18 protein-coding genes and 1 pseudogene are annotated in these 21,113 nt (G+C 70.7%); 5 read left to right on the top strand and 14 right to left on the bottom strand.

Translation table 11 applies throughout. The features are described from left to right. Positions 1-78: 78 nt before the first annotated feature. Positions 79-1,632 (bottom strand): alpha/beta hydrolase, encoded by a 1,554-nt coding sequence (locus ACZ32T_RS12830; protein WP_467366750.1) that lies wholly within the window; start codon positions 1,630-1,632, stop codon positions 79-81. A 262-nt stretch (positions 1,633-1,894) separates the two neighbouring features. On the opposite strand from ACZ32T_RS12830, the gene ACZ32T_RS12825 reads away from it, so the two are divergent. The 3 genes from ACZ32T_RS12825 to ACZ32T_RS12815 all read left to right on the top strand — a co-directional run bounded on the left by ACZ32T_RS12825 (position 1,895) and on the right by ACZ32T_RS12815 (position 4,335). Continuing rightward, positions 1,895-2,578 carry a class I SAM-dependent methyltransferase gene (locus ACZ32T_RS12825; protein ID WP_467366748.1) on the top strand — a complete coding sequence of 228 codons (684 nt, stop codon included), beginning with the start codon at positions 1,895-1,897 and terminating at the stop codon, positions 2,576-2,578. A 333-nt stretch (positions 2,579-2,911) separates the two neighbouring features. Further along, positions 2,912-3,340, top strand: a complete 429-nt coding sequence (locus ACZ32T_RS12820) for a GNAT family N-acetyltransferase (protein ID WP_467272544.1) — start codon at positions 2,912-2,914, stop codon at positions 3,338-3,340. Between the two features lie 176 nt (positions 3,341-3,516). Further along, positions 3,517-4,335: a helix-turn-helix domain-containing protein gene (locus ACZ32T_RS12815; RefSeq protein WP_467366746.1), complete on the top strand. Its 819-nt coding sequence runs from the start codon at positions 3,517-3,519 to the stop codon at positions 4,333-4,335. 6 nt (positions 4,336-4,341) lie between these two features. On the opposite strand, the gene ACZ32T_RS12810 is transcribed toward ACZ32T_RS12815, so the two are convergent. Together ACZ32T_RS12810 and ACZ32T_RS12805 are read right to left on the bottom strand one after the other, a co-directional pair. Further along, on the bottom strand, positions 4,342-4,710 hold the full coding sequence (locus ACZ32T_RS12810; protein WP_467272540.1) for a nuclear transport factor 2 family protein: 369 nt from the start codon (positions 4,708-4,710) through the stop codon (positions 4,342-4,344). Positions 4,711-4,858: 148 nt separating this feature from the next. After that, positions 4,859-6,274: a phytoene desaturase family protein gene (locus tag ACZ32T_RS12805; RefSeq protein ID WP_467366743.1), complete on the bottom strand. Its 1,416-nt coding sequence runs from the start codon at positions 6,272-6,274 to the stop codon at positions 4,859-4,861. Between the two features lie 86 nt (positions 6,275-6,360). Between ACZ32T_RS12805 and ACZ32T_RS12800 the strand changes: the two genes are divergently transcribed. Together ACZ32T_RS12800 and ACZ32T_RS12795 are read left to right on the top strand one after the other, a co-directional pair. Continuing rightward, the gene (locus ACZ32T_RS12800; RefSeq protein ID WP_467366741.1) at positions 6,361-7,218 is read left to right on the top strand and encodes a nucleotidyltransferase domain-containing protein; all 858 of its coding nucleotides are present in this window, start codon (positions 6,361-6,363) and stop codon (positions 7,216-7,218) included. Positions 7,219-7,334: 116 nt separating this feature from the next. After that, on the top strand, positions 7,335-8,630 hold the full coding sequence (locus ACZ32T_RS12795; protein WP_467366739.1) for an LAETG motif-containing sortase-dependent surface protein: 1,296 nt from the start codon (positions 7,335-7,337) through the stop codon (positions 8,628-8,630). 58 nt (positions 8,631-8,688) lie between these two features. On the opposite strand, the gene ACZ32T_RS12790 is transcribed toward ACZ32T_RS12795, so the two are convergent. From ACZ32T_RS12790 to ACZ32T_RS12740, 11 genes and pseudogenes are all read right to left on the bottom strand, one after another. Continuing rightward, positions 8,689-9,540 carry an inositol monophosphatase family protein gene (locus ACZ32T_RS12790; RefSeq protein WP_467272532.1) on the bottom strand — a complete coding sequence of 284 codons (852 nt, stop codon included), beginning with the start codon at positions 9,538-9,540 and terminating at the stop codon, positions 8,689-8,691. A 45-nt stretch (positions 9,541-9,585) separates the two neighbouring features. Further along, positions 9,586-11,451 (bottom strand): gamma-glutamyltransferase family protein, encoded by a 1,866-nt coding sequence (locus ACZ32T_RS12785; protein WP_467272530.1) that lies wholly within the window; start codon positions 11,449-11,451, stop codon positions 9,586-9,588. 410 nt (positions 11,452-11,861) lie between these two features. Beyond that, positions 11,862-12,089, bottom strand: a complete 228-nt coding sequence (locus tag ACZ32T_RS12780) for a hypothetical protein (RefSeq protein ID WP_467272528.1) — start codon at positions 12,087-12,089, stop codon at positions 11,862-11,864. Positions 12,090-12,538: 449 nt separating this feature from the next. After that, a complete protein-coding gene (locus tag ACZ32T_RS12775; RefSeq protein ID WP_467366737.1) occupies positions 12,539-13,726 on the bottom strand; it encodes a GTP-binding protein in 1,188 nt (395 codons plus the stop codon). Positions 13,727-13,732: 6 nt separating this feature from the next. Continuing rightward, entirely contained in the window at positions 13,733-13,903 is a 171-nt protein-coding gene (gene rpmF / locus ACZ32T_RS12770) for a 50S ribosomal protein L32 (RefSeq protein WP_467272524.1), read from the bottom strand. A 189-nt stretch (positions 13,904-14,092) separates the two neighbouring features. Beyond that, positions 14,093-14,236 (bottom strand): annotated as a pseudogene (locus ACZ32T_RS12765) (30S ribosomal protein S18); the annotation flags it as partial. Positions 14,237-14,679: 443 nt separating this feature from the next. Beyond that, positions 14,680-14,991 carry a hypothetical protein gene (locus ACZ32T_RS12760; RefSeq protein WP_467366994.1) on the bottom strand — a complete coding sequence of 104 codons (312 nt, stop codon included), beginning with the start codon at positions 14,989-14,991 and terminating at the stop codon, positions 14,680-14,682. A gap of 288 nt (positions 14,992-15,279) precedes the next feature. Next, positions 15,280-16,692: a salicylate synthase gene (locus tag ACZ32T_RS12755; protein ID WP_467366734.1), complete on the bottom strand. Its 1,413-nt coding sequence runs from the start codon at positions 16,690-16,692 to the stop codon at positions 15,280-15,282. Positions 16,693-16,756: 64 nt separating this feature from the next. Continuing rightward, the gene (locus ACZ32T_RS12750) at positions 16,757-18,514 is read right to left on the bottom strand and encodes an ABC transporter ATP-binding protein (RefSeq protein ID WP_467366732.1); all 1,758 of its coding nucleotides are present in this window, start codon (positions 18,512-18,514) and stop codon (positions 16,757-16,759) included. Continuing rightward, positions 18,511-20,388 carry an ABC transporter ATP-binding protein gene (locus ACZ32T_RS12745; protein ID WP_467366730.1) on the bottom strand — a complete coding sequence of 626 codons (1,878 nt, stop codon included), beginning with the start codon at positions 20,386-20,388 and terminating at the stop codon, positions 18,511-18,513. The genes ACZ32T_RS12750 and ACZ32T_RS12745 overlap by 4 nt, the downstream gene beginning before the upstream one ends. Then, entirely contained in the window at positions 20,385-21,113 is a 729-nt protein-coding gene (locus ACZ32T_RS12740) for a class I SAM-dependent methyltransferase (RefSeq protein ID WP_467264346.1), read from the bottom strand. Before ACZ32T_RS12740 ends, ACZ32T_RS12745 begins: the two co-directional genes overlap by 4 nt.

Below are 21,113 nucleotides of genomic sequence, written 5' to 3'. Positions count from 1 at the left end.
TCGAAACGCGACCACCTGGACGTGTACACGGCGATGGTGCGCGTTGACGCGCGAGGGCAGGGGTGGCATGTCCGGGCCTCAGGACATGCTGCCCCCGCACACCGTCCCCGGGGCCGGGGTGCGGCCCGTGCGAAGGTATCGGTCGACCGTCTCCGTGACGCAGTGGTTCTGTGGGTACGTGCCGTGTCCCTCCTCCTCGGCCGTCAGGAGCACGCCGACACGGTCGCCCAGGGCGCGGGCCATGTGGCGGGCGCCGGGGTACGGGGTGGTCGGGTCGCCCGTGCCGCCGACCACCAGGACGGGGGCCGCGCCGTCGGCGTTCACCTGGGGCGTGACGCGCTCGCCGTCGAACGGCCAGTCGTAACAGAGGTAGACGCCGGTGGACCAGGCCGCGCCGAAGACGGGTGAGGCGGCCTCGACGCGGGCCTCGTCCCTGTCGAGGCGTTCGAAGCCGGGGCGCAGGCTGGAGTCCGCGCAGGTGATGGCGATCTGGGCGGCGCGGCTGCTGTCGCTCGGGGCCGCCGCGCGGTCGGCGGAGCCCATGTCGTCCGCGCTCTTGCTCAGCGGACGGCCGTCGTTGTGGTCGAACAGCGCGGTGAGGGCCTTGGCGAGTGACGGCCAGCCGTCTGTGCCGAGGTCGAGATGGTCGCTGACGGTGTGCGCGAGGTCGTCGGCGTCGAGGCTCCTTCCGCCGCCGGCCGGAGCGGGCTCCTTCCCCAGGCGGTCGGCCAGACGTGCCATGCGTCGCACGGCCTCCTCGGGCCCGTCCCCGGTCGGGCAGTGGCGGATACGGGCCGCGCAGTGCACAGCGAACCGGTCGAACGCCGCCTGGACCGCCTTGACCTGCGACACCTGCTCCTCGCTGAGGTCCTCGGTCGGGTCGACGGGCGCTTCGAGGACGAGCCGTCCGACGTGTGACGGGTACAGGTGGGCGTAAGCCGCACCGAGCGCCGTTCCGTACGAGACGCCGAAGTAGTGCAGCCGCTCGTCGCCGAGGAGGTAGCGCATCAGGTCGAGGTCGCGCGCGGTGTGCGAGGTGCCGACGTACGGGAGGAGCGCCCCGGAGTGCTCGGCGCAGGCCTCGGCCCCGTCGAAAGCCATGTCATCCGCGGTCTTCCCGCAGCGCACCGGGATGGTCGCGCCAACTCCGCGCGGGTCGAAGGAGACCAGGTCGTAGCGGTCGAGGAGCGGCTCGTACTGGTCGAGGCGTTCGGGCAGTCCACTCACGCCGGACACTCCGGGGCCGCCGAAGTTGAGGACGAGCGAGCCGATGCGCCGGGCGTTCGGGCCGGTGGCCCTGCGGCGGATCAGGGCGACCTCGATCGTCCTGCCGTCCGGTTTCCGATAGTCGAGGGGGACCTTCATGGCAGCGCAGTCGTAGCCCGTGCGCGCGGAGGACGACGAGGTGCAGCGGGACCAGTGGAGTTGCTGGCCGGTGGTGAGCGCGGTGGGCAGACCTGTGGGTGGGTTGTTCGCGGTGAGCTCCGTACGCGGCTCCGCACTCCGGCCGGGAGCATCGCGCTGGAGCCAGCCGCCGACAGCCCCGATCGCGGCGAGGATGACCCCCACGATGATCCACGCACCGGCCGAAAGGCCCGTTCTGCGGCTTCGTATCGGATGTGCGTCACTCATCGGAATCCCCGCGCTCCCGCCCTCTGGACGCCCGCCCCGGGCCCGCATGCCCGTACCCGTGATCGCCGTGATCGCCCGGTCGTCGAATGAGTGCAGAGTACAAGCCGCCTCCGACAGCGGTGCTCCACACCGGCGACAGCGAGCAGTGGTGACGGCCGAGAGCTCGGTCGGGGCGTCAATGGCCTGCTGGAGCGGCCGGTCCGGCCCGCCTCACCTTCGGCCCGCCACCGCAGGCGGGCCGAAGGGCTGATGGACTCACGCCATGACGACTTCGCTGCCCCGCGTCCTGCGAGCCCTCGAGCAGTTCCATGCCGCCCGCCCCTGGGACCACAACGCCCACTACCACCGGTGGATCCTGCGCCGGCTCCCCAGACGGTTCGACAGGGCTCTGGACATCGGATCAGGTAGCGGTGACCTCGCCAGGCTCCTGGCCTCACGGGCCGGAGCAGTGCACGGTATCGATGTCGATCCCACGATCGTCGATCGCGCGCGGGAGCTCACAGACCCTGACGCCCCGGTGACCTTCGCTGTCGGAGATGCCTTGAGGGAGGTGCCGCCCGGCCCCTACGACGTCGTCACATGTGTCGCCGCCATCCACCACATGCCGTTCAGCGACGCCCTCACCTGCTTGCGTCAGGAGCTGGCACCTGGCGGAACGCTGGTGGTCGTCGGCGTGTATCGCCCGCGGTCCCGGAGCGATTACCTGATCGACGTCGTGGCCGTTCCGGCGAACATCCTCATGGCCTGGGTCAGGAACAAGGGCCGCAAGGCGCCACGGCCGGCCTCGATGACCGCCCCGACCGGACCGGCGACGATGACCTTCGCGGATATCGTTCGCGACGCCCGTCAGGCGCTCCCCGGTGCACGGCTGCGCCGACGACTGTTCTGGCGCTACACGCTGGTCTGGCACCGCCACCAGGTCGGCCTCGGCTTGGCCCGGGTCTGAAGGCACCGCACGGAGAGCGCCTGTTCCGTCAGGCATCCAGTACCCATCGCGTCCCCTGAGCTGGGGTATTGCGACGGTCGCAAGAACGGAGGGAGACTGTCAGCCGGGCATTGCATCGGACACGGAGACCTCCGTGGTGTGTTCCGGAACAGCTCCACCACACCCCCCGGTCTTCGCCTTGATCAAGCCCCCGTCTGAACAACGCTCGTGACCGATACATCCAGGACAAGCCGCCGACGTGCTGCTCGCGGGAACTGAGGGACTGCACAGATGATCGACGATCTCCCCGTCGGCCTGAGGGCCCGACACCTTGCCGAGGTTGACCATCCTCGCGTGCTCGCCGTACTGGACACGTGGTGGGGTGGCCTGAAGGGGGAGGCCGGCGCTGCTGAACGTGCGTTGTTGCTGCCCCGGTTGTACTTCCAGCACTTCACCACCACCAGTTTCCTGGTCGAACGCGGCAGTGGAGAAGTCGCCGCCTTCCTGGTCGGTTTCCTGTCACAGACAGAGCCCGGGACCGCCTACGTGCACTTCGTCGGCGTCGAACCGGCGTTGCACGGGCAGGGGGTCGGCCGCGCCCTCTATCGGGCCTTCTTCGCACTCGTACGGTCGCACGGGCGCCGTTCCGTGCACTGCATCACCAGCCCGGAGAACACCGCGTCGCAGGCATTCCACACCCGACTCGGTTTCACGGCCTCAGCCGTGAAACCGGACTACGACGGACCCGGACTCGACCGGGTGGCGTTCACCATCTCCCTTTGAGTGGGGCCGATGCGCTCCACCCGAAACGTGTGACGAGGACTGTGGCCGGCGGCTGTGTCCGCAACTTCCGGTACCGCCCCGGGATCAGGTGCCTTGGACGATCAACGCCCCACTTGAACAGGAGGGATGTCCGCCCCCCACAGCCTTCTGCGACTCACTTCGGTACCGTCCTTGCCATGACGACTGCCATGACCGGGACGGTCGATGACGTGAATGCCGGAAGCCTGCTGCGGGGCTGGCGCAAGCTGCGAGGCATCACCCAGCTCGAACTGGCCCTCAGAGCCGACAGCTCCGCCCGCCATATCAGCTTCATCGAGACCGGCCGGTCCACGCCGAGCCGGTCCATGGTGCTGCATCTCGCCGAGCACCTCGACGTTCCCGTACGGGACCGCAACGCGCTGCTCGTGGCGGCGGGTTACGCCCCCTCGTACCCGGAGACAGCGCTGACCGAGCCTGCGATGACGACGCTGCGGGCCGGACTGGACCAGCTGCTGGCCGCCTACGAGCCCTTTCCCGCCCTGGTGATGGACGGGATGTACGACGTGGTGGCCGCGAACAAGGGCGTGCGGCTGCTGCTCGACGGGGTGGCCGGTCACCTCTTGCGGCCGCCCATGAACGCCATGCGACTGACGCTGCACCCGCAGGGGCTCGCCCCACGGATCCTCAATCTGGGCGAATGGCGTGGCCACCTCCTGGAGCGGATGGAGCGGCAGGCCGCGCTGCGTTCATCCGAAGCGCTGCGCGACCTGTACGAGGAGGTGGCCGCCTATCCGGCTCCGGCGGGCGACGCGCCTGCCGGCCCGGACGAACGGGGTCCGGCGGCCCACCCGTACGCACTGCCCCTCCGGATCGAGGCGGGCGGCCGTCCGCTGTCCTTCATCTCGACTGCGACGACCTTCAACACACCGATGGACGTGACCGTCGCCGAGCTGGCGGTCGAGACGTTCCTGCCCGCGGACACGGAGACCGCCGCTGCCCTTCAGGCGGCCGGCTGAGAGAGGTCACGCACCCGGCAGGCGGTCCAGGAAGCCGGCGACGCCGCTGATGCGGCCGTCGTCGGCGAGCGTGATCACGTCGAAGCCGGCGGCGGGAGCGGACCCGTCGGCGGTGGAGACCAGGTCCCATGTGAAGCGCACCAGGTTGTGGTGGGCATCGGGCGTACCGGTGAGCTGGAACTCGAATCCGGGGAACTGCTGGTGGGCGCCCGTGATCGCCGCAGCGATCCCCTCGTGCCCCTTCGCCTCACCCAACGGGTCGGTGTAGGTGCCGTCCTCGGTGAACGCGGCAGCGACTGCCTTGGCCAGGTCCTCGGGGGTGGCAGCGTTCCAGGCGGTGAAGTAGCGCTCGACGGCGTCCTCGTGGATGGTCACAGCGGTGTCCTCTCGTCTCTGCGTGTGGGCCGGACGGCGGCTCACCGTCGGTGTGCCGCCCTTCCTTGTGCTCCGCAGCCTGTCGCACTCGTCGCAGAGGGTCGATTACCGCTGAGGTAATCACGGATCGGCTGCCGGGCGTTACGACTCACGCCGACCGCAGCCGCCGCCACACCGCCTTCGCCGCGTGGTGACCCGACATGCCGTGCACACCGGGGCCGGGAGGGGTGGCCGAAGAACAGAGGAAGACCGCCGGGTGCGCGGTGGCGTAAGGCACCCGGGCGAGCTTGGGGCGGATCACCGTCTGCAGCCCGGCGAACGCCCCGGTGGCGATGTCACCGCCGACGTAGTTGGCGTTGCGCACCGCGAGGCGGGGCGGTCCGGTGACGGCGCGGGCCAGGACCAGATCGCGGAACCCCGGGGCGAACCGCTCCAGTTGGCGCTCGATGACCTCGGTGGCGTCACCCTCCCAGCCGGACGGGACATGCCCGTACACCCAGAAGACATGGCGGCCCTCGGGGGCGCGGGAGGGGTCGACGATGCTGGGTTGCGCGGAGATCAGGAAGGGGACGTCCGGGTCGCGGCCGGCGACGGCGGCGCGCAGGGCGGCGTCGATCTCGGCGGCGGAGGGGCCGACATGGACCGTGCCGGCGCGCCGGGCCTCCTCCGCCGTCCACGGCACCGGGCCCGACAGCGCGTAGTCGATCTTGAAGCAGGAGGGCCCGTAGCGGTAGTGGTCGTAGGCGCCGCCGAGTCCGGCGATCCGGGCGAGCGCGGTCGGTGAGGTGTCGAAGACGTAGGCACGAGCGGGCGGGAGTTCGTCGAGGCGTCTGACCTCGATGCCCGTACGGATGGTGCCGCCCTGTTCGCGCAGGTAGGCGGCGAGGGCGTCCGAGATGGCTTGCGAGCCGCCGCGCGGCACCGGCCAGCCGTTCTCGTGCGCCGCGAGCGCGAACAGCAGTGCGATCGCGCCGGTCGCGAATCCGCTGGGCGGCGCGATGGCATGCCCCGCGAGGCCCGCGATCAGACCGCGCGCCTTCTCCCCCTTGAAGCGCCGGGAGATCAGCGTGGCCGGCTGGACGGCGTCCAGCCCGAAGCGTGCCCAGCGGTACGGGTCCCGGGGCAGGCCGTCCCACGGGGTGCGCAGGAAGTCCGCGGCGAGGGCGTCCCAGTGGCCGGTGTACGGCGCGACCAGTCTGCGGTAGGCGCCCGCGTCCTCCGGGCCCAGCGACATGGCCGTCTCCCCGACGGACCCGGTGAGTACGGCGGCGGAACCGTCCGGGAACGGATGGGCGAGCGAGAGCGGCGCCTGAAGCCATTCGAGGCCGTGCCGGGCGAGCGGCATCGCCTTGAAGGCGGGGGAACCGATGCCCAGCGGGTGCACGGCGGAACAGGGGTCGTGACGGAAACCGGGAAGGGTCAGCTCCTCGGTGCGGGCACCGCCCCCGACGGTCTCCCCGGCCTCGAACACCTCCACGGCGAAGCCTCGGCGGGCCAGCTCGACAGCGGCTGTCAGTCCGTTCGGACCCGCCCCCACGACGACGGCATCCAGCATCGATGGCACCTTCGGACTCCTTCGTCAGCCGATGGCCAGGGCACCCAGGATATTCATGGACGCCGACAGCCTGGTCCCGGGTAGCCTCCTGTCCGATGAGTAACGCAGATCTGTCCTCCCCCGCCGTCGCCGCGATGGCGTCCCGGCTCGTCCAGGTGTCCGGTGTCGAGGCCGTCGCCCTGGGCGGAAGCCGCGCCCGTGGCACCCATCGTCCCGATTCCGACTGGGACCTGGGCGTCTACTACCGGGGCGCTCCGGATCTGGGCGCCCTCACCGCACTGGCGTCCGAGGTCCAGGGATCGCCGGCCGAGGTGGCGGGCCCCGGCGGGTGGGGCCCCTGGGTGAACGGCGGGGCGTGGCTGACGGTGGAGGGTGTCGCCGTCGACTGGATCCTGCGCGATCTGGACCGGGTGGAGGCGGTGTGGTCGGAGTGCGGGGCGGGCCGCTTCGAGGTGGGGATCCAGCCCGGCCATCCCCTGGGCTTCTGGTCTCCGTGTTACGTGGGTGAGGTCGCCCTCGGCCGGGTGCTGACGGACCCGGGCGGCGGGCTGGCGTCCCTTCAGGAGGCGACGAGGTCCTACCCCGAGCCGCTGCGCCGCGCGCTGACGGGTGCGGCGTGGGAGGCGGAGTTCTCCGTGGCCTCCGCCCGGAAGTCGGCCCCGTCCGGGGACACCCTGCATGTCGCCCTCTGCCTGTCGAAGGCCTTCGGTATCCTCGCCCAGGCTTTGCACGCCCACCACCGCACCTGGTGCCTCAACGAGAAGGGTGCGCTCGCATCCGCCGCCGCCCTGCCGGACACCCCTGCGGACTTCACGGCCCGGGTGTCGGCCGCTCTGCGCGGTCTGGACGCGCCGGCGGTGGAGACGGCGGCCGGGGTCGTACGGGATGTTCGCGTTGTCCTGGACGGCAACTCCCCTGCGGACGGTGGTGTCCAGGGGCTTTCGGGCGGGTGAACTACCGGTGGCGCGCCCATGCAACCGTTCGAGGGTCGTGAGCGTCTTCCGTTGCGGTAAGTGATTGTGCCGGAGACGGCATTTTTCCATCGCACGCCCATGACGAGGGAACCTCTATGACCTATCCCCCCACCGGCCGCCGTCCTTCGCGCGCCGTGGTCGGTGTACTCGCCGCCGCCGCGCTGACCGGGCTCGCCTCCCTGCCCACCGTCGCCTTCGCCGCGGAGCCGGACCTCGGGATCGGGCCGCTGGCGCCGATCACGGGTGCGCACCCCGGCAGCGGCGTCGACGTGCCGTTCTCGGTTCTGAACAAGGGCACCGACGAGGTCGCGAAGACTTGGGTGACCTACTCCGTGACGTCGGGTCTCGGCACGGCCGACTCCTACGGGAACTGCCTCTACTCGACACAGTCGTCGGCCGACGAGGAGCCTGAGAAGACCCTCGCGGTGTGCGCGATCGAGCAGCCGCTGAAGCCGGGCGTCGTCTACGTGCCGGAGCAGCCTGTCGGGCTGAAGGCGCTGGACAACGCGCTGTACGACAACGTCCGCATGACCGTCGAGGCCACGGAGCCCGGGACGGGCGACGGCGGCGGGACGGACCCCGTGCCGGGCACGGGCGCTCCGCTGAAGCTGGTCGAGAAGGCTCCGGCGACCGACGCCGACCGGGCGAGCCACAGCGAGGACTCCGCGACCGCCGAGGTCACCGCGGTCAACACCGCCGACTTCGCGCTGACCGGCGCGCGGCTCAAGGGCAAGGTCGGCGACGAGGTCACCGCGTCGGTGAAGTTCCTCAACGAGGGCCCGGCCTGGGTCTACCGCGAGCCGGGCCAGGGCGCCGCGACCGTCGACGTCCGGATCCCCTCGGGAACCTCGGTCGTGAAGGCGCACGACTACTGCAGCCCTGTCACCGAGACCCACTACACCTGCGGCACCTCGCAGTCGTGGGTGGACGAGGAGGGTGGCGAGACCTACCCGTTCGTCCTCCGGATCGACAAGGCCGTCGAGGGCGCGACCGGGAAGGTCTCCTTCACGGGGGCGGACAGGCCCTTCGACACGAACGCGGCCAACGACACCGCGGAGATCGTGATCGATGCCGCTGCCGGCACCACCACGGCCGGCGGTTCGACAACGGGCGGCGGTTCGACAACGGGCGGTGCCACGACGGGCGGTTCCTCGACCGAAGGCTCCTCGTCCGCCGGCTCATCGTCCGAAGGCTCTTCGTCCGAAAGCTCTTCGTCCGCCGGCGGTACGAACACCACCGGTGGCTCCGACCCGAAGACGATGTCGGCCGGCAACCTGGCGGCGACCGGCTCCGACTCCACCATGCCCATGGTGGGCGCGGCGGCGGCGGCGCTGGTCGCGGGCGGCGGCATCTTCTACGCCGTCCGGCGGCGTGCATCTGCCGGCAACTAGCACGACGAGGATCAAACGGGCTGTGGCCGGTGCGGGACTCCCGCACCGGCCACAGCTCTCAGTCCTGTCCGCCGGACCGCAGCGCCTGAAGGATCTTCTCCGCGGTCGCTCGGTCCCTGGCCGCGGTGAACGGCAGGTCGTTTCCGCCGGTGATCCGGTAACGGGCGCCGGAGAGCGTCGACTGCACGCCGCCGGCCTCGGTGACCAGGAGCAGCCCTGCAGCGTGGTCCCACGGGAACTCCCAGTTGAACGCCACCGCGTCCTGCGCGCCGCAGGCGACCGCGAGGTACTCCAGCCCGGCCGATCCGCACGCACGGGCGTCGATGCCGTCGGTCCGCAAACCGAGCAGGGCGCGCTTCTGGGCGTCGGAGGTGTAGTCGGGGTGGGACATGGCCACCTTGAGCACCGCGCCCGGGGCCGGGGAACCACTCTGCAGAGCCGTGCCGTTGAGCGTGGCGCCGTGGCCGCGTACGGCGACGGCCATCTCGTCGAGGACGGGGGCGTACGTCCATGAGGCGTACACCTCACCGTGCCGGGCGAGCGCCACCAGGGTGCAGAAGCCGGGTTCGCCGTGCACGAACTGGCGGGTGCCGTCGACCGGGTCGACGATCCACACGGGTGCGTCACCGCCCAGGGCGTCCAGGACCGCGGGGTCGGCGTGGACGGCCTCCTCGCCGACGACGAGCGAGCCGGGCAGCAGCCGGGTCAGGGACGCGGCGAGGTGCTCCTCGGCAAGCCGGTCGGCGGCGGTGACCAGGTCGTGGGGACCGCTCTTCTCGACGATCTCGTGTGCGGCCAGCTGCCGGTAGCGCGGCATGATCTCGGCGGCGGCCGCCGCCCGGACCGCCGCCTCCACCTCGGCCGTCGGCCCGGCGTGCCCGGCGTTCCCGTACAGAAAGTCATCGATCATGACTCCAGCTAAGCACGGTCCGCCGGGGGCACCCCGGGCAGGTGGTCAGCGGCCGACGGCGTAGCCCTGCATCCCGCGGGGGTTGGCGGCGGCGGACAGGACGCCGGTCTCGGGGTCCCTGGCGACGGCACACATCCGGCCCTCGGACCACGCGTCGCCCACCGTGACGTCGTGACCGCGCCGGCGCAGCTCACCGACGACCTCCGGGTCCATGCCCTCCTCGACGGTGACGCTGCCCGGCCGCATGCCGCGCGGGAAGAAGGAGCCGGGGAAGCTGTCGTTGTGCCAGTTGGGAGCGTCGATGGCGCCCTGGAGGTCGAGGCCGCCACGGACCCGGTCCCGCAGCGCCACGGCGAGGAAGAAGTGCAGCTGCCACTGGTCCTGCTGGTCACCGCCGGGGGTGCCGAACGCCATGACGGGGACGCCGTCGCGCAGGGCGAGGGACGGTGTCAGGGTGGTGCGCGGGCGGCGGCCGGGGGTCAGCGTGTTCGGCAGGCCCTCGTCGAGCCAGGCCATCTGCAGCCGGGTACCGAGCGGGAAGCCGAGCTCGGGCACGACCGGGTTGGACTGGAGCCAGCCACCGCTGGGTGTGGCGGCGACCATGTTCCCCCAGCGGTCGACGATGTCGAGGTGGCAGGTGTCGCCTCGGGTCGCGCCGTCCTTGGTCACCGTCGGCTCGCCCACGCGGTCCGCGGTGGCCGTCGGCTCCCCCGCGCCCTCCTTGGCGACCGTCGGCTCGCCCGCCCCGGCCACCGGGATGCCCATGGCGTCGAAGCCGGACTCGCCGGAGGCGACGGCGAGGGCGTGCGCGCTGAGGACCGGGGTGCGGCCCTCGGGGCTGCCGGGGCGCAGTTCGAGGGAGGCGGTGTCCTTGACCAGCGCCCGGCGCTCGTCGTTGTACGCCTCGGAGAGCAGCGCGTCGAGCGGTACGCCGGTGGCGTCGCCGTACCAGGCCTCGCGGTCGGCCATCGCGAGCTTGCAGCCCTCGATGAGCAGATGGACGTATGCCGCGGAACCGTAGGCGGGGAGCTCGGCCGGGAGGAGGGCGAGCTGCTGGAGGAAGGCGGGGCCCTGGCTCCAGCCCGCCGCCTTTGCCAGCGTCCAGCCGTTCCAGTCGTACGTGGCGGGCGCCTCGTACGTGGCGGACCAGTCCGCCAGGTCGGTGGCGGTCAGGGTGCCGGTGTGGCGGGTCCCGCTGGTGTCCATGGTGGGTACGGCGGCCTGGCGGACCAGCGCCTCGGCGATGAAGCCGGTGCGCCAGACGTCACGGGCGGCGTCGATCTGGGCGACCCGGTCCGCGCCGCCCTTCTCCTCGGCCTCGGCTGTCAGGCGGCGCCAGGTGGCGGCGAGGGCGGGGTTGCGGAACAGACGGCCGGGCTGGGGCGACTTCCCGCCGGGGAGGTAGACCTCGGCGGAGGTCGGCCACTCGGTCTCGAAGAGCTCGCGGACGGTCTCCACCGTCTGGCCGACGCGCTCGACGGGGGCGTGGCCGTCCTCGGCGTATCCGATCGCGTAGCGCAGGACCTCGGCAAGGGTCTTCGTGCCGTGGTCGCGCAGCAGCAGCATCCAGGCGTCGAAGGCACCCGGCACGGCGGCGGCGAGCGGGCCGGTGCCGGGGACCAGGTCGAGGCCGAGCGAACGGTAGTGTGCGGCCGACGCGCCGGCCGGGGCGGGGCCCTGGCCGCAGAGCACCCGCACGTCGCCGTCCTTCGGCGCGATGATCATCGGGACTTCGCCGGCCGGCCCGTTGAGATGCGGCTCGACGACGTGCAGGACGAATCCGGCGGCGACGGCGGCGTCGTAGGCGTTGCCGCCGTCCTCCAGGACGGCCATCGCGGACTGCGAGGCGAGCCAGTGGGTGGAGGACACCATGCCGAAGGTGCCCTGGAGGGTGGGGCGGGTCGTGAACATCGCGCATCACCTTGCTAGTTGTACGTGTCAAACGGGCCGATCACGGCTCACGACCGAGCCTGGGGAGAATCTGGGGAGTTTCACCCTGCACAGTCGTTCGACCTGATCGCCGAGCAGGCTATCGATCGCCTGTCGCCCCCTGCGACCCGCCTCCGGCATGAAGTGCGCATAGTGATCGAGGGTGATGGCCGGTGACGCGTGCCCCAGCCACCTGCCCAACGACTCTGCCGATTCCCCGCCTCCAGGACAACGGACGCGTATGCGTGCCGCAGAACACTGAAGCCGTGCCGGGGAGCCGCCTGCCCTGGCCAAGACTTCGCTCCCTTGGCAAGGGGCGGAATCACAGGGGCCTTGGCAAGCGTCGGCTTCCAGATTTCGGTGTTCCACGTGTTCGCCGCGACAGCGTTTCCCTACATTGCGGTCTGAGCGGAAATGCCGAACAAGCGCATCAAGTGAAGCGGAACGTCGACCTCGAATGCCTCATCGCGGATGCGGTCCTGCCGCAGCGTCGGCATGGTGAGTCCGGTGGACCGGAAGTTGGCGGTGCACGTGGTGCCGAGGGGCGAGCGAGTGGTGCCTGCCACGGTCCATTCGTTGCTCATCAGATGCGGGTTGGTCGTGAACGGTTCGGCCGACACCCTATGGCAACTGGACGAGGTTGATCCGGTACTGCTCGGCCTGGGGAAGCCGCTGCTCGGCGAGGCCGGTCAACATCCCCTGGCACTCGGCAGGCAGTCGGTCGAACGTGTCCGGGGGCAAGCTGGTGACCGTATGCGGGGCCAACAAGCTTCCGTCCGGCACCCAGTCGGCCATCTCAGGAGGATCGCCGCACACTCACCTCAATCGGGCCCGAACCTTGCTGAGTACGTCGTGCTCGTACTGGGATTCGATGATGCCGGCCCCGGCGAGGAAGTCGTGGACCCCCCGGTCGAAAAGCGCGGCCCGTAGGACCGTGCCGATCACGCTGGACGTTGCTCAGGTTCGGCAGCCACGATGCCCCCGACATCATGGGAGCAGAGGCCGGGGCGGGCCGTGCCGTACCGGACCGGGTAGTGCCGTGGCTGCGACCACCACCCGGCCCGGAGTTTCAGTGGTGAGCGGCCCTCGCGGACACCGGCGGGGGTTGCTCGTGCTCGCACGCCTCCTTGAGGCCGTACGTCTCCCACGCTGGGAACGCGTCGCCGTTCGGCACCGGTTCGCCCTCGGCCAGCAGACAGTCGGTCAGGGCAGCTTGCAGCTCGTCGACCCGTAGTCCGGTGCCGATGAACACTAACTCCTGTCCCTGTGAGGTGCCCACCTCGCGAGTCCCCGAGGGCTCGAAGCGGGCGACGGAACCGGCCTGCGACCACAGCCCCGTCACCAGCGGCCGGCTGGCCAGCCAGAAGAAGCCCTTGGAGCGAAGCACCTGCCCGTACTGTCCGCTGTCGAGCTGCTCGGTGACCAGGTCCCACAACCGGTCCGGGTGGAACGGAGCGTCGGCGCGGAAGACGGTGGAGGAGATGCCGTACTCCTCGGTCTCCGGGACACGGTCACCGTTGAGTTCTCTGACCCAGCCTGGAGCCTGCTGGGCGCGCTCGACGTCGAAGAGTCCGGTACCGAGCACGTCACGCAGACCCACCGCGCCATGGCTCGTAAGGACAATGCGGGCGACGGGGTTGAGGCGCACCAGAGCGGCCTTGAGCCGGTCGGCGTCCTCGGCGGCGGCAAGGAGGTCGCACTTGTTGAGGACGATGACGTCGGCGAACTCGATCTGATCCATGAGCAGATCGCTCACGGTACGCTCGTCGTCCTCGTACTGGTCCAGTCCGCGCTCGGCCAGTCCGTCGCCGCCGATCAGCTCCGGCAGGAAGTTGACCGCGTCGACAACGGTGACCATGGTGTCGAGCCGGGCGAGGTCGCCCAGGGTGGCGCCATCGTCGCGAGAGAAGGAGAAGGTGGCTGCCACCGGCATGGGTTCGGAGATGCCGCTGGACTCGATGAGCAGGTAGTCGAAGCGGTCCTCACGGGCCAGCCGGTCGACCTCTTCCAACAGGTCGTCCCGCAGAGTGCAGCAGATGCAGCCGTTGGTCATCTCGACCAGGCGTTCCTCGGTGCGTGACAGCGCCGCTTCGCCGCCCCGGACGAGAGCCGCGTCGATGTTGATCTCGCTCATATCGTTGACGATTACGGCGACTCGAAGACCTTCGCGGTTGCGCAGGACGTGGTTGAGCAGGGTGGTCTTACCCGCGCCGAGGAACCCGGACAGCACGGTGACAGGCAGACGGTGTTGGCTCACGCTTCTTCAGCCCTCTGGGCGCAGCAGGCCGCGCTCGTACGCCTTGGCCAGTCGCTGCGGCACAAGATAGCTGGAGCCGCCCACCGTGATCGGCACGAGCTGCGGAGTGCTGGCCTTCCACTGGGCACGGCGGTGGCGGGTGTTGCTGCGGGACATCTTCCGCTTGGGAACAGCCATGAGAGTCTCCTCGATCCTTGATGCCGATCAGGCTACATGAAAATGAATACCATTACGAACTGTTCCGCCTGCGAACGGCATACCCCTTCTTGGCAACTTGGCGACCCGGAGCCTCGCGACGACCCGACCTCCCATTGGGACGCGCGACTCGATCACTCCGTCTCGGCCACCGGTCGTCCGGGACGCCGGTCAGCGGCCGCTGGAGTTGCCGGCGTAGGACAGCAGGGCGATCCCGCGGGCGTTCTCGATGGCGGCGGCGAGTCGGCGCTGTTGCTGGACGGTGACGCGGGTGACGCGGCGGCTGCGGGTCTTGCCGCGGTCGGAGATGAACTCGCAGCAGGCGCGAGACGTTGAGGCCGACGATCACGACCGGGCCGGAGATGAACACCGCAGCGACGATCAGGTACTGCACCGCCAGGCCGAACACCTTCGCCCGGGCCTGCAGGGGCAACTTCCGCCGAACGAGATAGCCAACGGCGCCCTCCAGCCCACGTGGCCACGCCCTGGTAAGCGGGAGGTGCGACCAGCTTGCGACGTGGGCGACACAGCACCGCCCGCGTCACCGCACAGCAGCAGATCACTGCGGAGATCGAGAACGCCCGCGAGATGGTTCTCATTCCTTACTCAAGCCGGCAACCCCGGCCGGCGGAATTCTGCAGTCGCCGTGCGGCCCCGACCGACGGCACGATCAGGGGGCCGCGTTCCGAGCCGCGGGCGCTAGCGCAGAAATGCACCCCCGAGAACCGGGAGCGCATTTCTGATGGAAGCGGGGACTCTCAGTGGTCGTCCCAGTGGCCATCGTGTGCCGCGTGCCGGTGGCCGTCGTGCACGTAGTCGACGTGATCGGCATGGGGCACCGCGACATGACCACAGCCCTCGCCGTGCGCGTGAGTGTGGCTGGCGTGCTCGTGATGGCTGCCGCTCTCGCACTCGTCCGCGTGACCTTCGTGCCCACGGTGCAGGTGGCCGTCGTGCACGTAGTCGACGTGATCGTCGTGAGGGACCGCCACGTGCCCGCAGCCTTCGCCGTGCACGTGTTCGTGTCGGGAGTGAGGCCGGTGCTCAAGGGATGTTGCCACGCTACCCATCTCCACAGACTCCGGCCGCTCCAGAGGCGAAGCGGCGATGGTCACTTCTTCGGCATTTCTACCCTCGCCAGAAAGAATGCCACCGCCGACACACACCCGCAAACGAGCTACCAGCCACTAAGGAAAACGAAAACGATTCCCATGGCTGGCGAATTAACCAGCCCGCCGGATTCCACAGAGGAATACTCCACCAATAGGGGAGAAACGGAAATCACTTCCAGGTATTCACCATCGGTGGGTGGCATGACGTTGCGCCGGAGCCGAGCGGGCCGACCGTGGTCCACGACCTCACGGAGCGCCTGCGGTGAACTGGAGGTGGGGGGCGACGCTGCGGAGTTTCTCGCATGTCTCCTCTGTCTCCCGTTCGGGGCTGGATTGAGCGGTGACTCCCGCGCCCGCGCGCAGCCACGCCTCATCGCCCGCGCCGATGAGGGTGCGCAGAACGAGGGCGGCGTCGAGGGCGCCACCGGTGCTCCCCCGGAAGACCGCGCCGCCGTACAAGCCGCGTGGCCCCTCCTCGTGGCGGGCCAGCGCCCGGAGGGCGGAGCATTTGGAGACTCCGGTGGCGGTGATCGCCGGAAAGATCGAGGCGAAGGCATCCCACGGTCCGGTGTCGGGCCGCAGTCGGCCTGTCACCCGCGAGGCGAGGTGCTGCACCGAACCGCGCGGCCGGACCGCCATGAACTCCTCGACCACGACGGACCCGGGCCGGCACACCGCCGCCATCTCGTCCCAGGCGAGGCGTACGGATACGGCGTGCTCGTGCACCTCTTTGGGATCGGTGAGCAGTTCCGCGCGAAGGCGCTCGTTCTCCGTCGGGTCCGTCCCATGTGCGCGGGTGCCTGCGAGGGGCTGGGTACTGACCCGGCCGTCCTCGCCGACCTCCAGGACGGTCTCCGGGCTGAAGCCGGCCGCCCGGTAGCCACCGAGATCCAGCAGGTAGGAGCGAGCCGGGGTGTTGGCCCGGCGGCCCGTGAGATAGGTCGCGGGGAAGTCCACAGATGGCGCGGCGGGCAGCGGAACCTTCCGGGAGACGACGGCCTTCTCCAGGAGCCCGGCGCGGATGTCCTCGACCGTTCGGGACACCGCGCTGCCATAGGCGTCCGTGCCGGCCGCGATGATCCGCTCCGACACCTCCGGAGTCGTACCGTCGGAAGCGGGATGTCGCGTAGCCGGCTCCGCCAGCAGGTCGGCGATCTTGTGGAGCCATGCCTCGTCCACCGCGCGGATCACGGTCCGGTCCCCGGTGAGGGTCACCTCGACGGACGGGATCAGCGCGTGCAGCAAAGGTCCGTCACCGGTGGCCGCGGGGTCCGCGTGGAGGAGATGGGCGAGTTCGAAGGCCGCCCAGCCGTAGAAGTGACGTTCTTCGTCGTGCGCGCCGTGCGCCGCGGAGAGGGCGCTCAGTGCGTCGGCGAAAACCGTCAGGGGCCTGTCGTCGGTGGGAGACGTCCAGGTGCCCCCCGCCGCTCGCGCCGTGATGCCGGCCGCGTGCGCGGTGAGGCTCTCGGTGGAGCCCGCAGCGAAGTGCCAGACGCCGGCTGCCGCCTCGTAGACCATGTACTGGCCGGCGAGGGCGGCTCGGGCGAGGCGGGTAGCCGCGGCCGCGGGATCGTCGCAGGGCTCCAGGACGTTTGAGCGCACCAGTCGCGGGACGGCATCCGCCCACTCGTCCCAGGTGTTCCTCAGGCGGGTACTCATCGTGTCGTGCCCTCTTTCTGGCGCTCCGGCCGTGTCCGGCGGATCGCTGGTGCGTGGTGGGGAGTCATGGCCGTGCCGCCTCCAGCCGCCAGCCGTGTGCACGGGCCCGGCGCTGCCAGAAGGACGCGTAGGTGCCGCCCGCCGTGACCAGGTCGTCGTGCGTGCCTCGTTCGGTGATCCCACCGTCCTCCAGGACCAGGATCTGGTCCGCGTGGACGACGGTGCTCAGCCGGTGCGCGATGACCAGCAGGGTTTTGCGGTCGGCGAGAGCGCGTACGGCATCGGCGAACAATGCCTCGTTCTCCTGGTCGAGCGCGGCTGTGGCCTCGTCGAGGATGAGGATGGGAGCGTCCTTCAGAAGTGCGCGGGCGATGGACACGCGCTGGCGCTGTCCTCCGGACAGCTTCGCCCCGCCCTCCCCCACCTTGGTGTCCCAGCCGTCGGGAAGCTCCGCGATCACCCGGTCGAGCCCGGACAGGGCGGCGGCCGTGGCCAGTTCGTCCGGGGCGGCGTCCGGGGACGCGATCCTGACGTTCTCCTCGATGGTGCCGTCGAAGAGGTAGACGTCCTGGAAGACGAGTGAGACATGGGCGGCCAGGTCGTCGGCGGCGATTTCGCGGACGTCGACTCCGCCGATGCGGACCGTGCCGTCCGTGGTGTCACGGAAGCGGGCGATCAGCGCGGCGACCGTGGTCTTGCCGGCGCCCGAGGGCCCGACCAGGGCGGTCATGCTGCGCTCGGGCAGGCGGAACGTCACATCGCTCAGGACCGGGCGTACGGAAGACGCGTCGGCCGTCCCGTCGGTGTAGCGGAAGTCGACCCCGGAGAACTCCACGCTCGCGTCACGGGGTGTCTGCGGCTCGACCGGCTGGGGGAACGGCGGCTCGTCGAGGACGGCGCCGAGCCGTTCCAGGGTGTTACGGGCGATGCGCATGCCCGCGCCGGCCTCGGCTGCGGACGACACGCTGTCGATGAGCCGCACCAGCAGGACCAGGAGGGCCAGCAGGGTGGGGACGGTGAGCGACCCGTCGAGCTGCCAGGACACCCCGAGTGCGAGCAGCAGGGCGAACACGAGTCGGGTGGCGAAGGTGAACGAGACCAGGCCGGGGAGACCGCGCGCGATGAGCCGCCGATCGGCGCGCGCCTCGGCCACCAGGGCGTCGTCCAGCGCCCCGTAACCCTCCGCGGTCCTGCCGAACGCCCGCAGGACCGGCTGGTTGCGCGTGTACTCCAGCACGCGGTCCGCGGATTCGCCGGCCGCGGCGTCGCGGCCGAGATCGAGTCGGCGCATCATCGCGGCGCTGGCCAACTGGACGGCGAACAGCACGGGCGCGCAGACCAGGAGCACCAGGGCGGTGCGGACGTCGAAGAAGAAGGTGGCGATGACCAGCGTCACCGGGGTGAGAAGGGAGGTGAGGAACGGGCGCAGCAGGTGGGCCGGTGTACTCATCACCTGGATGACGTTCTGTCCGGCCAGCCTGCTGAACTCGGCCGTGCGGCCGGCGGTGAACCAGCCCATCGGGAGGCGCAGGGCCTGGTCGGCCAGTCGGCGGTGCAGCACCCGGGAGAGCTGGGAGCCGACGGTGAACCCGCCGCTCAGCGCGGCGCCCTGCAGCGCCGCGTAGCCGATTACGCAGCCGGTGAACGCCGTCAGCCAGGGCCAGACGTCCTCGGGGTCCGCGCCGAGCAGGGCCTGAAGAGCGGGCACAAGGAGGGCGAAGGCGACACCTTGCAGGACAGCCGCACCGGATTGGAGGACCAGGAGGCGGTTCAGGGGGCGGGAGCCTTCCGGTCCCAGGACACGGTAGAGCTGACGGATCATCGTGCACTTCCTTCTCGGATGTCGTCCGCCCTGCGGCCTGCCTTCACGGGTGCGGACCGGTGGTGCGGTATGCCGTCGCTCTCGTCCGGGCCCGCGGTTCGCTGGGCCTCCCACAGCGCGGCGTAGCGGCCCCGAGCGGCCAGGAGGTCGTCGTGGCGGCCCTGTTCGGTGACGCGTCCGTCTTCCAGCACCACGATGCGGTCGGCGGAGCGGATGGTCGCGAGCCGGTGGGCGATGACGAGGAGGGTGCGGCCGGCCGCGAGCTCGGACAGCGCGTCCTGGATCAGCGCCTCGGAGTGCGGGTCGGCGTACGCGGTCGCCTCGTCGAGAACGAGGACGGGGGCGTCGGCGAGCAGAGCCCTCGCGATGGAGAGGCGTTGGGCCTCGCCACCGGAGAGGGTGACGGCCGTGCCGAGTTCGGTGGCGTAGCCGTCCGGCAGGGCCATGATGCGGTCGTGGATGCGGGCGGCGCGGGCGCACCGCTCGACCTCCTCGTCGGTGGCCTCGGGGCGGCCCAGCCGAATGTTGTCGGCGACGCTCGCGCGCAACAGCCGCACGTCCTGGAGGACGAAGCCGACCCGGCGGTACAGCTCGGCCGCGGGGACGTCACGGAGGTCGACGCCGCCGAGGGTGACCGCACCGGCGGTGACGTCGTGGAAGCGGGGAAGCAGCGACGCCAGGGTGGACTTGCCCGAGCCGGAGGGGCCGACCAGCGCGGTCACCGTGCCGGGCGCGAGGTCGAGATCGACGCTACTGAGGACATCGGCCCGTCCGTCGTAGGAGAACGAAACCCCGCGCAGGGAAACATGATGGCCGTCAGGCAGGGCGGGGTCTGCGGGCTCGGGGAGCGTGGGGGCGTGCAGCAGTGTCGTGATGCGTACGGCGGCGGCCTGGCCGGCACGGATCTGCTGGATGCGGGGGCCCACCACGCCCATGGGGGCGGCGACAGCGGGACCGAGCAGGAGGAAGGGGACGATTTCGGCGCCGGTCATCCAGTCCTGGGTGATGAACACCGCGCCCACGACGGACAGGAGCAGCAGGACCACGGCCGGTGCCACCACCAGGATCGCGGCGGTGGAGGCCACCAGGGTGGACCGGACCCAGCCGGAGAAGAAGTCGGCGAAGCCCTCGGTCGCGCGCACGAAACGCTCGTGGGCCTTGCTCCCACGCCCGAAGCTCTTGAACACGGCGATGCCGGAGGCGAACTCCACCGCGGCTGCGGATATCCGTCCCAGGGCGGCACCGAATTCAGCCATCTGTCCCGCCGCGCCCGCCATGGCCCGGCTGAACAGGAACACGCCCAGCAGCAGGGGCACCACGCTGACGAGGGCCAGACGCCAGTCGACCGTGAACAGGTAGGCCAGTGCCAGCACCGGGGCGGTGAGGACCGCGACGACATCGAGCAGGGTGTGGGCGAACAGTGTGTGCAGCGCGCTCACGTCGTCCTGCACGGCCTGCTTGACCTCACCGGTGCCTCGGTCGGTGAGCCGGCCGAGCGGCAGCCGTCCGATGTGCCGGGCGAGCCGGCGGCGGAGGGTGAGCTGGAGGTTGTTGTCGGCGATGTGGGCGAGAGCTCCGGCCGCCGTGCCGCACACCAGGGCGACGAAGCCCGAGGAGCAGGCCAGTACCACCAGCGGCCAGAGGGCGTCGCCGTCGGCCGGGGAGCCCGCGGTGAGGCGTTCGGCGATGCGGGAGACGGCGATGAAGGGGACCACACCGGCGAGGGCGGCGACGGCCTGGAGGCCCGTGGCGAGGGCCAGTCGGCCGCGGACGGGCTCGGCGAGCGCCCGGAGCGGAGGCGAGGTCGGGGGCGCGCTCGTGCCGGCGGCAGCGGCTGCCGGGGCCGGGCCGGCCTCGGGCGGTTGTGACTTCACTTGACGAGTACTCCGATTTCGGGGATGGGCCTGCCGCCCGCCTCGGTGATGCGGCGGCTGGTCATGCCGGCCTCGCGGGCCAGCCGGGCGACGTCGAAGGTGTGCCAGTCGTAGGTGTCGGAGACCTCGCGCACGGTGCGGCCGTCGCGCAGCACCTTCCAGGTGGTGGTGAACCGCATGGCGTCGCCGTCGGCGGGTTCGCCGCCGATCCACCACTCGTACGTCTGGTGTCCGATGGTCTCCCTGAGCGACATGACGGGTGGGATGACGCGGGGCGCGGTCACTCCCATGAGTTCGACAACGATGGGCGCGCCGTCCGGAAGGCGGTCCGCGAGCCGTTTCCACAGCGCGACGCGTTCGGGGACGGTGAGGTGGCCGGCCACGCCGAAGATGACGACGGCGGAGAGCCGTTCGGGCAGGACGAGGTCCTGGGCCGCGCCGTCCACGACGGTCACGCGCTTGCGCAGGTCCGGGTCGCGGGCGACCCGGGAGGTGAGCATGGCGCGCATGGTGGGCGAGGGCTCGGCCGCGAGGATCTCCGCCTCGGGCAGGGCGGAGGCGATGACCTCCGTCACGCGTCCGGTGCCCGCCCCGATCTCCAGGACGGGTCCGTGGGATGTGTCCAGCCCCATGAGGACGCGGGTCAGCGGGGGGCCGCTGCTGGCGGTGTGCCGGGTGGCGACCAGTTCGTAGAACTCGGCCGAGGTCGAGTAGTAGTCGATCAC

Source organism: Streptomyces sp. NPDC023573 (assembly GCF_055559735.1).
This window is presented reverse-complemented; position numbering and strand designations above follow the sequence as displayed.

Coding starts and splice junctions, on each gene's coding strand:
- ACZ32T_RS12815 (WP_467366746.1), top strand. CDS start 3,517: ATGACGACTGCCATGACCGGGACGGTCGATGACGTGAATGCCGGAAGC.
- ACZ32T_RS12785 (WP_467272530.1), bottom strand. CDS start 11,451: ATGTTCACGACCCGCCCCACCCTCCAGGGCACCTTCGGCATGGTGTCC.
- ACZ32T_RS12790 (WP_467272532.1), bottom strand. CDS start 9,540: ATGATCGATGACTTTCTGTACGGGAACGCCGGGCACGCCGGGCCGACG.
- rpmF (WP_467272524.1), bottom strand. CDS start 13,903: ATGGCTGTTCCCAAGCGGAAGATGTCCCGCAGCAACACCCGCCACCGC.
- ACZ32T_RS12800 (WP_467366741.1), top strand. CDS start 6,361: ATGAGTAACGCAGATCTGTCCTCCCCCGCCGTCGCCGCGATGGCGTCC.
- ACZ32T_RS12760 (WP_467366994.1), bottom strand. CDS start 14,991: ATGGGTAGCGTGGCAACATCCCTTGAGCACCGGCCTCACTCCCGACAC.
- ACZ32T_RS12825 (WP_467366748.1), top strand. CDS start 1,895: ATGACGACTTCGCTGCCCCGCGTCCTGCGAGCCCTCGAGCAGTTCCAT.
- ACZ32T_RS12795 (WP_467366739.1), top strand. CDS start 7,335: ATGACCTATCCCCCCACCGGCCGCCGTCCTTCGCGCGCCGTGGTCGGT.
- ACZ32T_RS12750 (WP_467366732.1), bottom strand. CDS start 18,514: ATGATCCGTCAGCTCTACCGTGTCCTGGGACCGGAAGGCTCCCGCCCC.
- ACZ32T_RS12755 (WP_467366734.1), bottom strand. CDS start 16,692: ATGAGTACCCGCCTGAGGAACACCTGGGACGAGTGGGCGGATGCCGTC.
- ACZ32T_RS12830 (WP_467366750.1), bottom strand. CDS start 1,632: ATGAGTGACGCACATCCGATACGAAGCCGCAGAACGGGCCTTTCGGCC.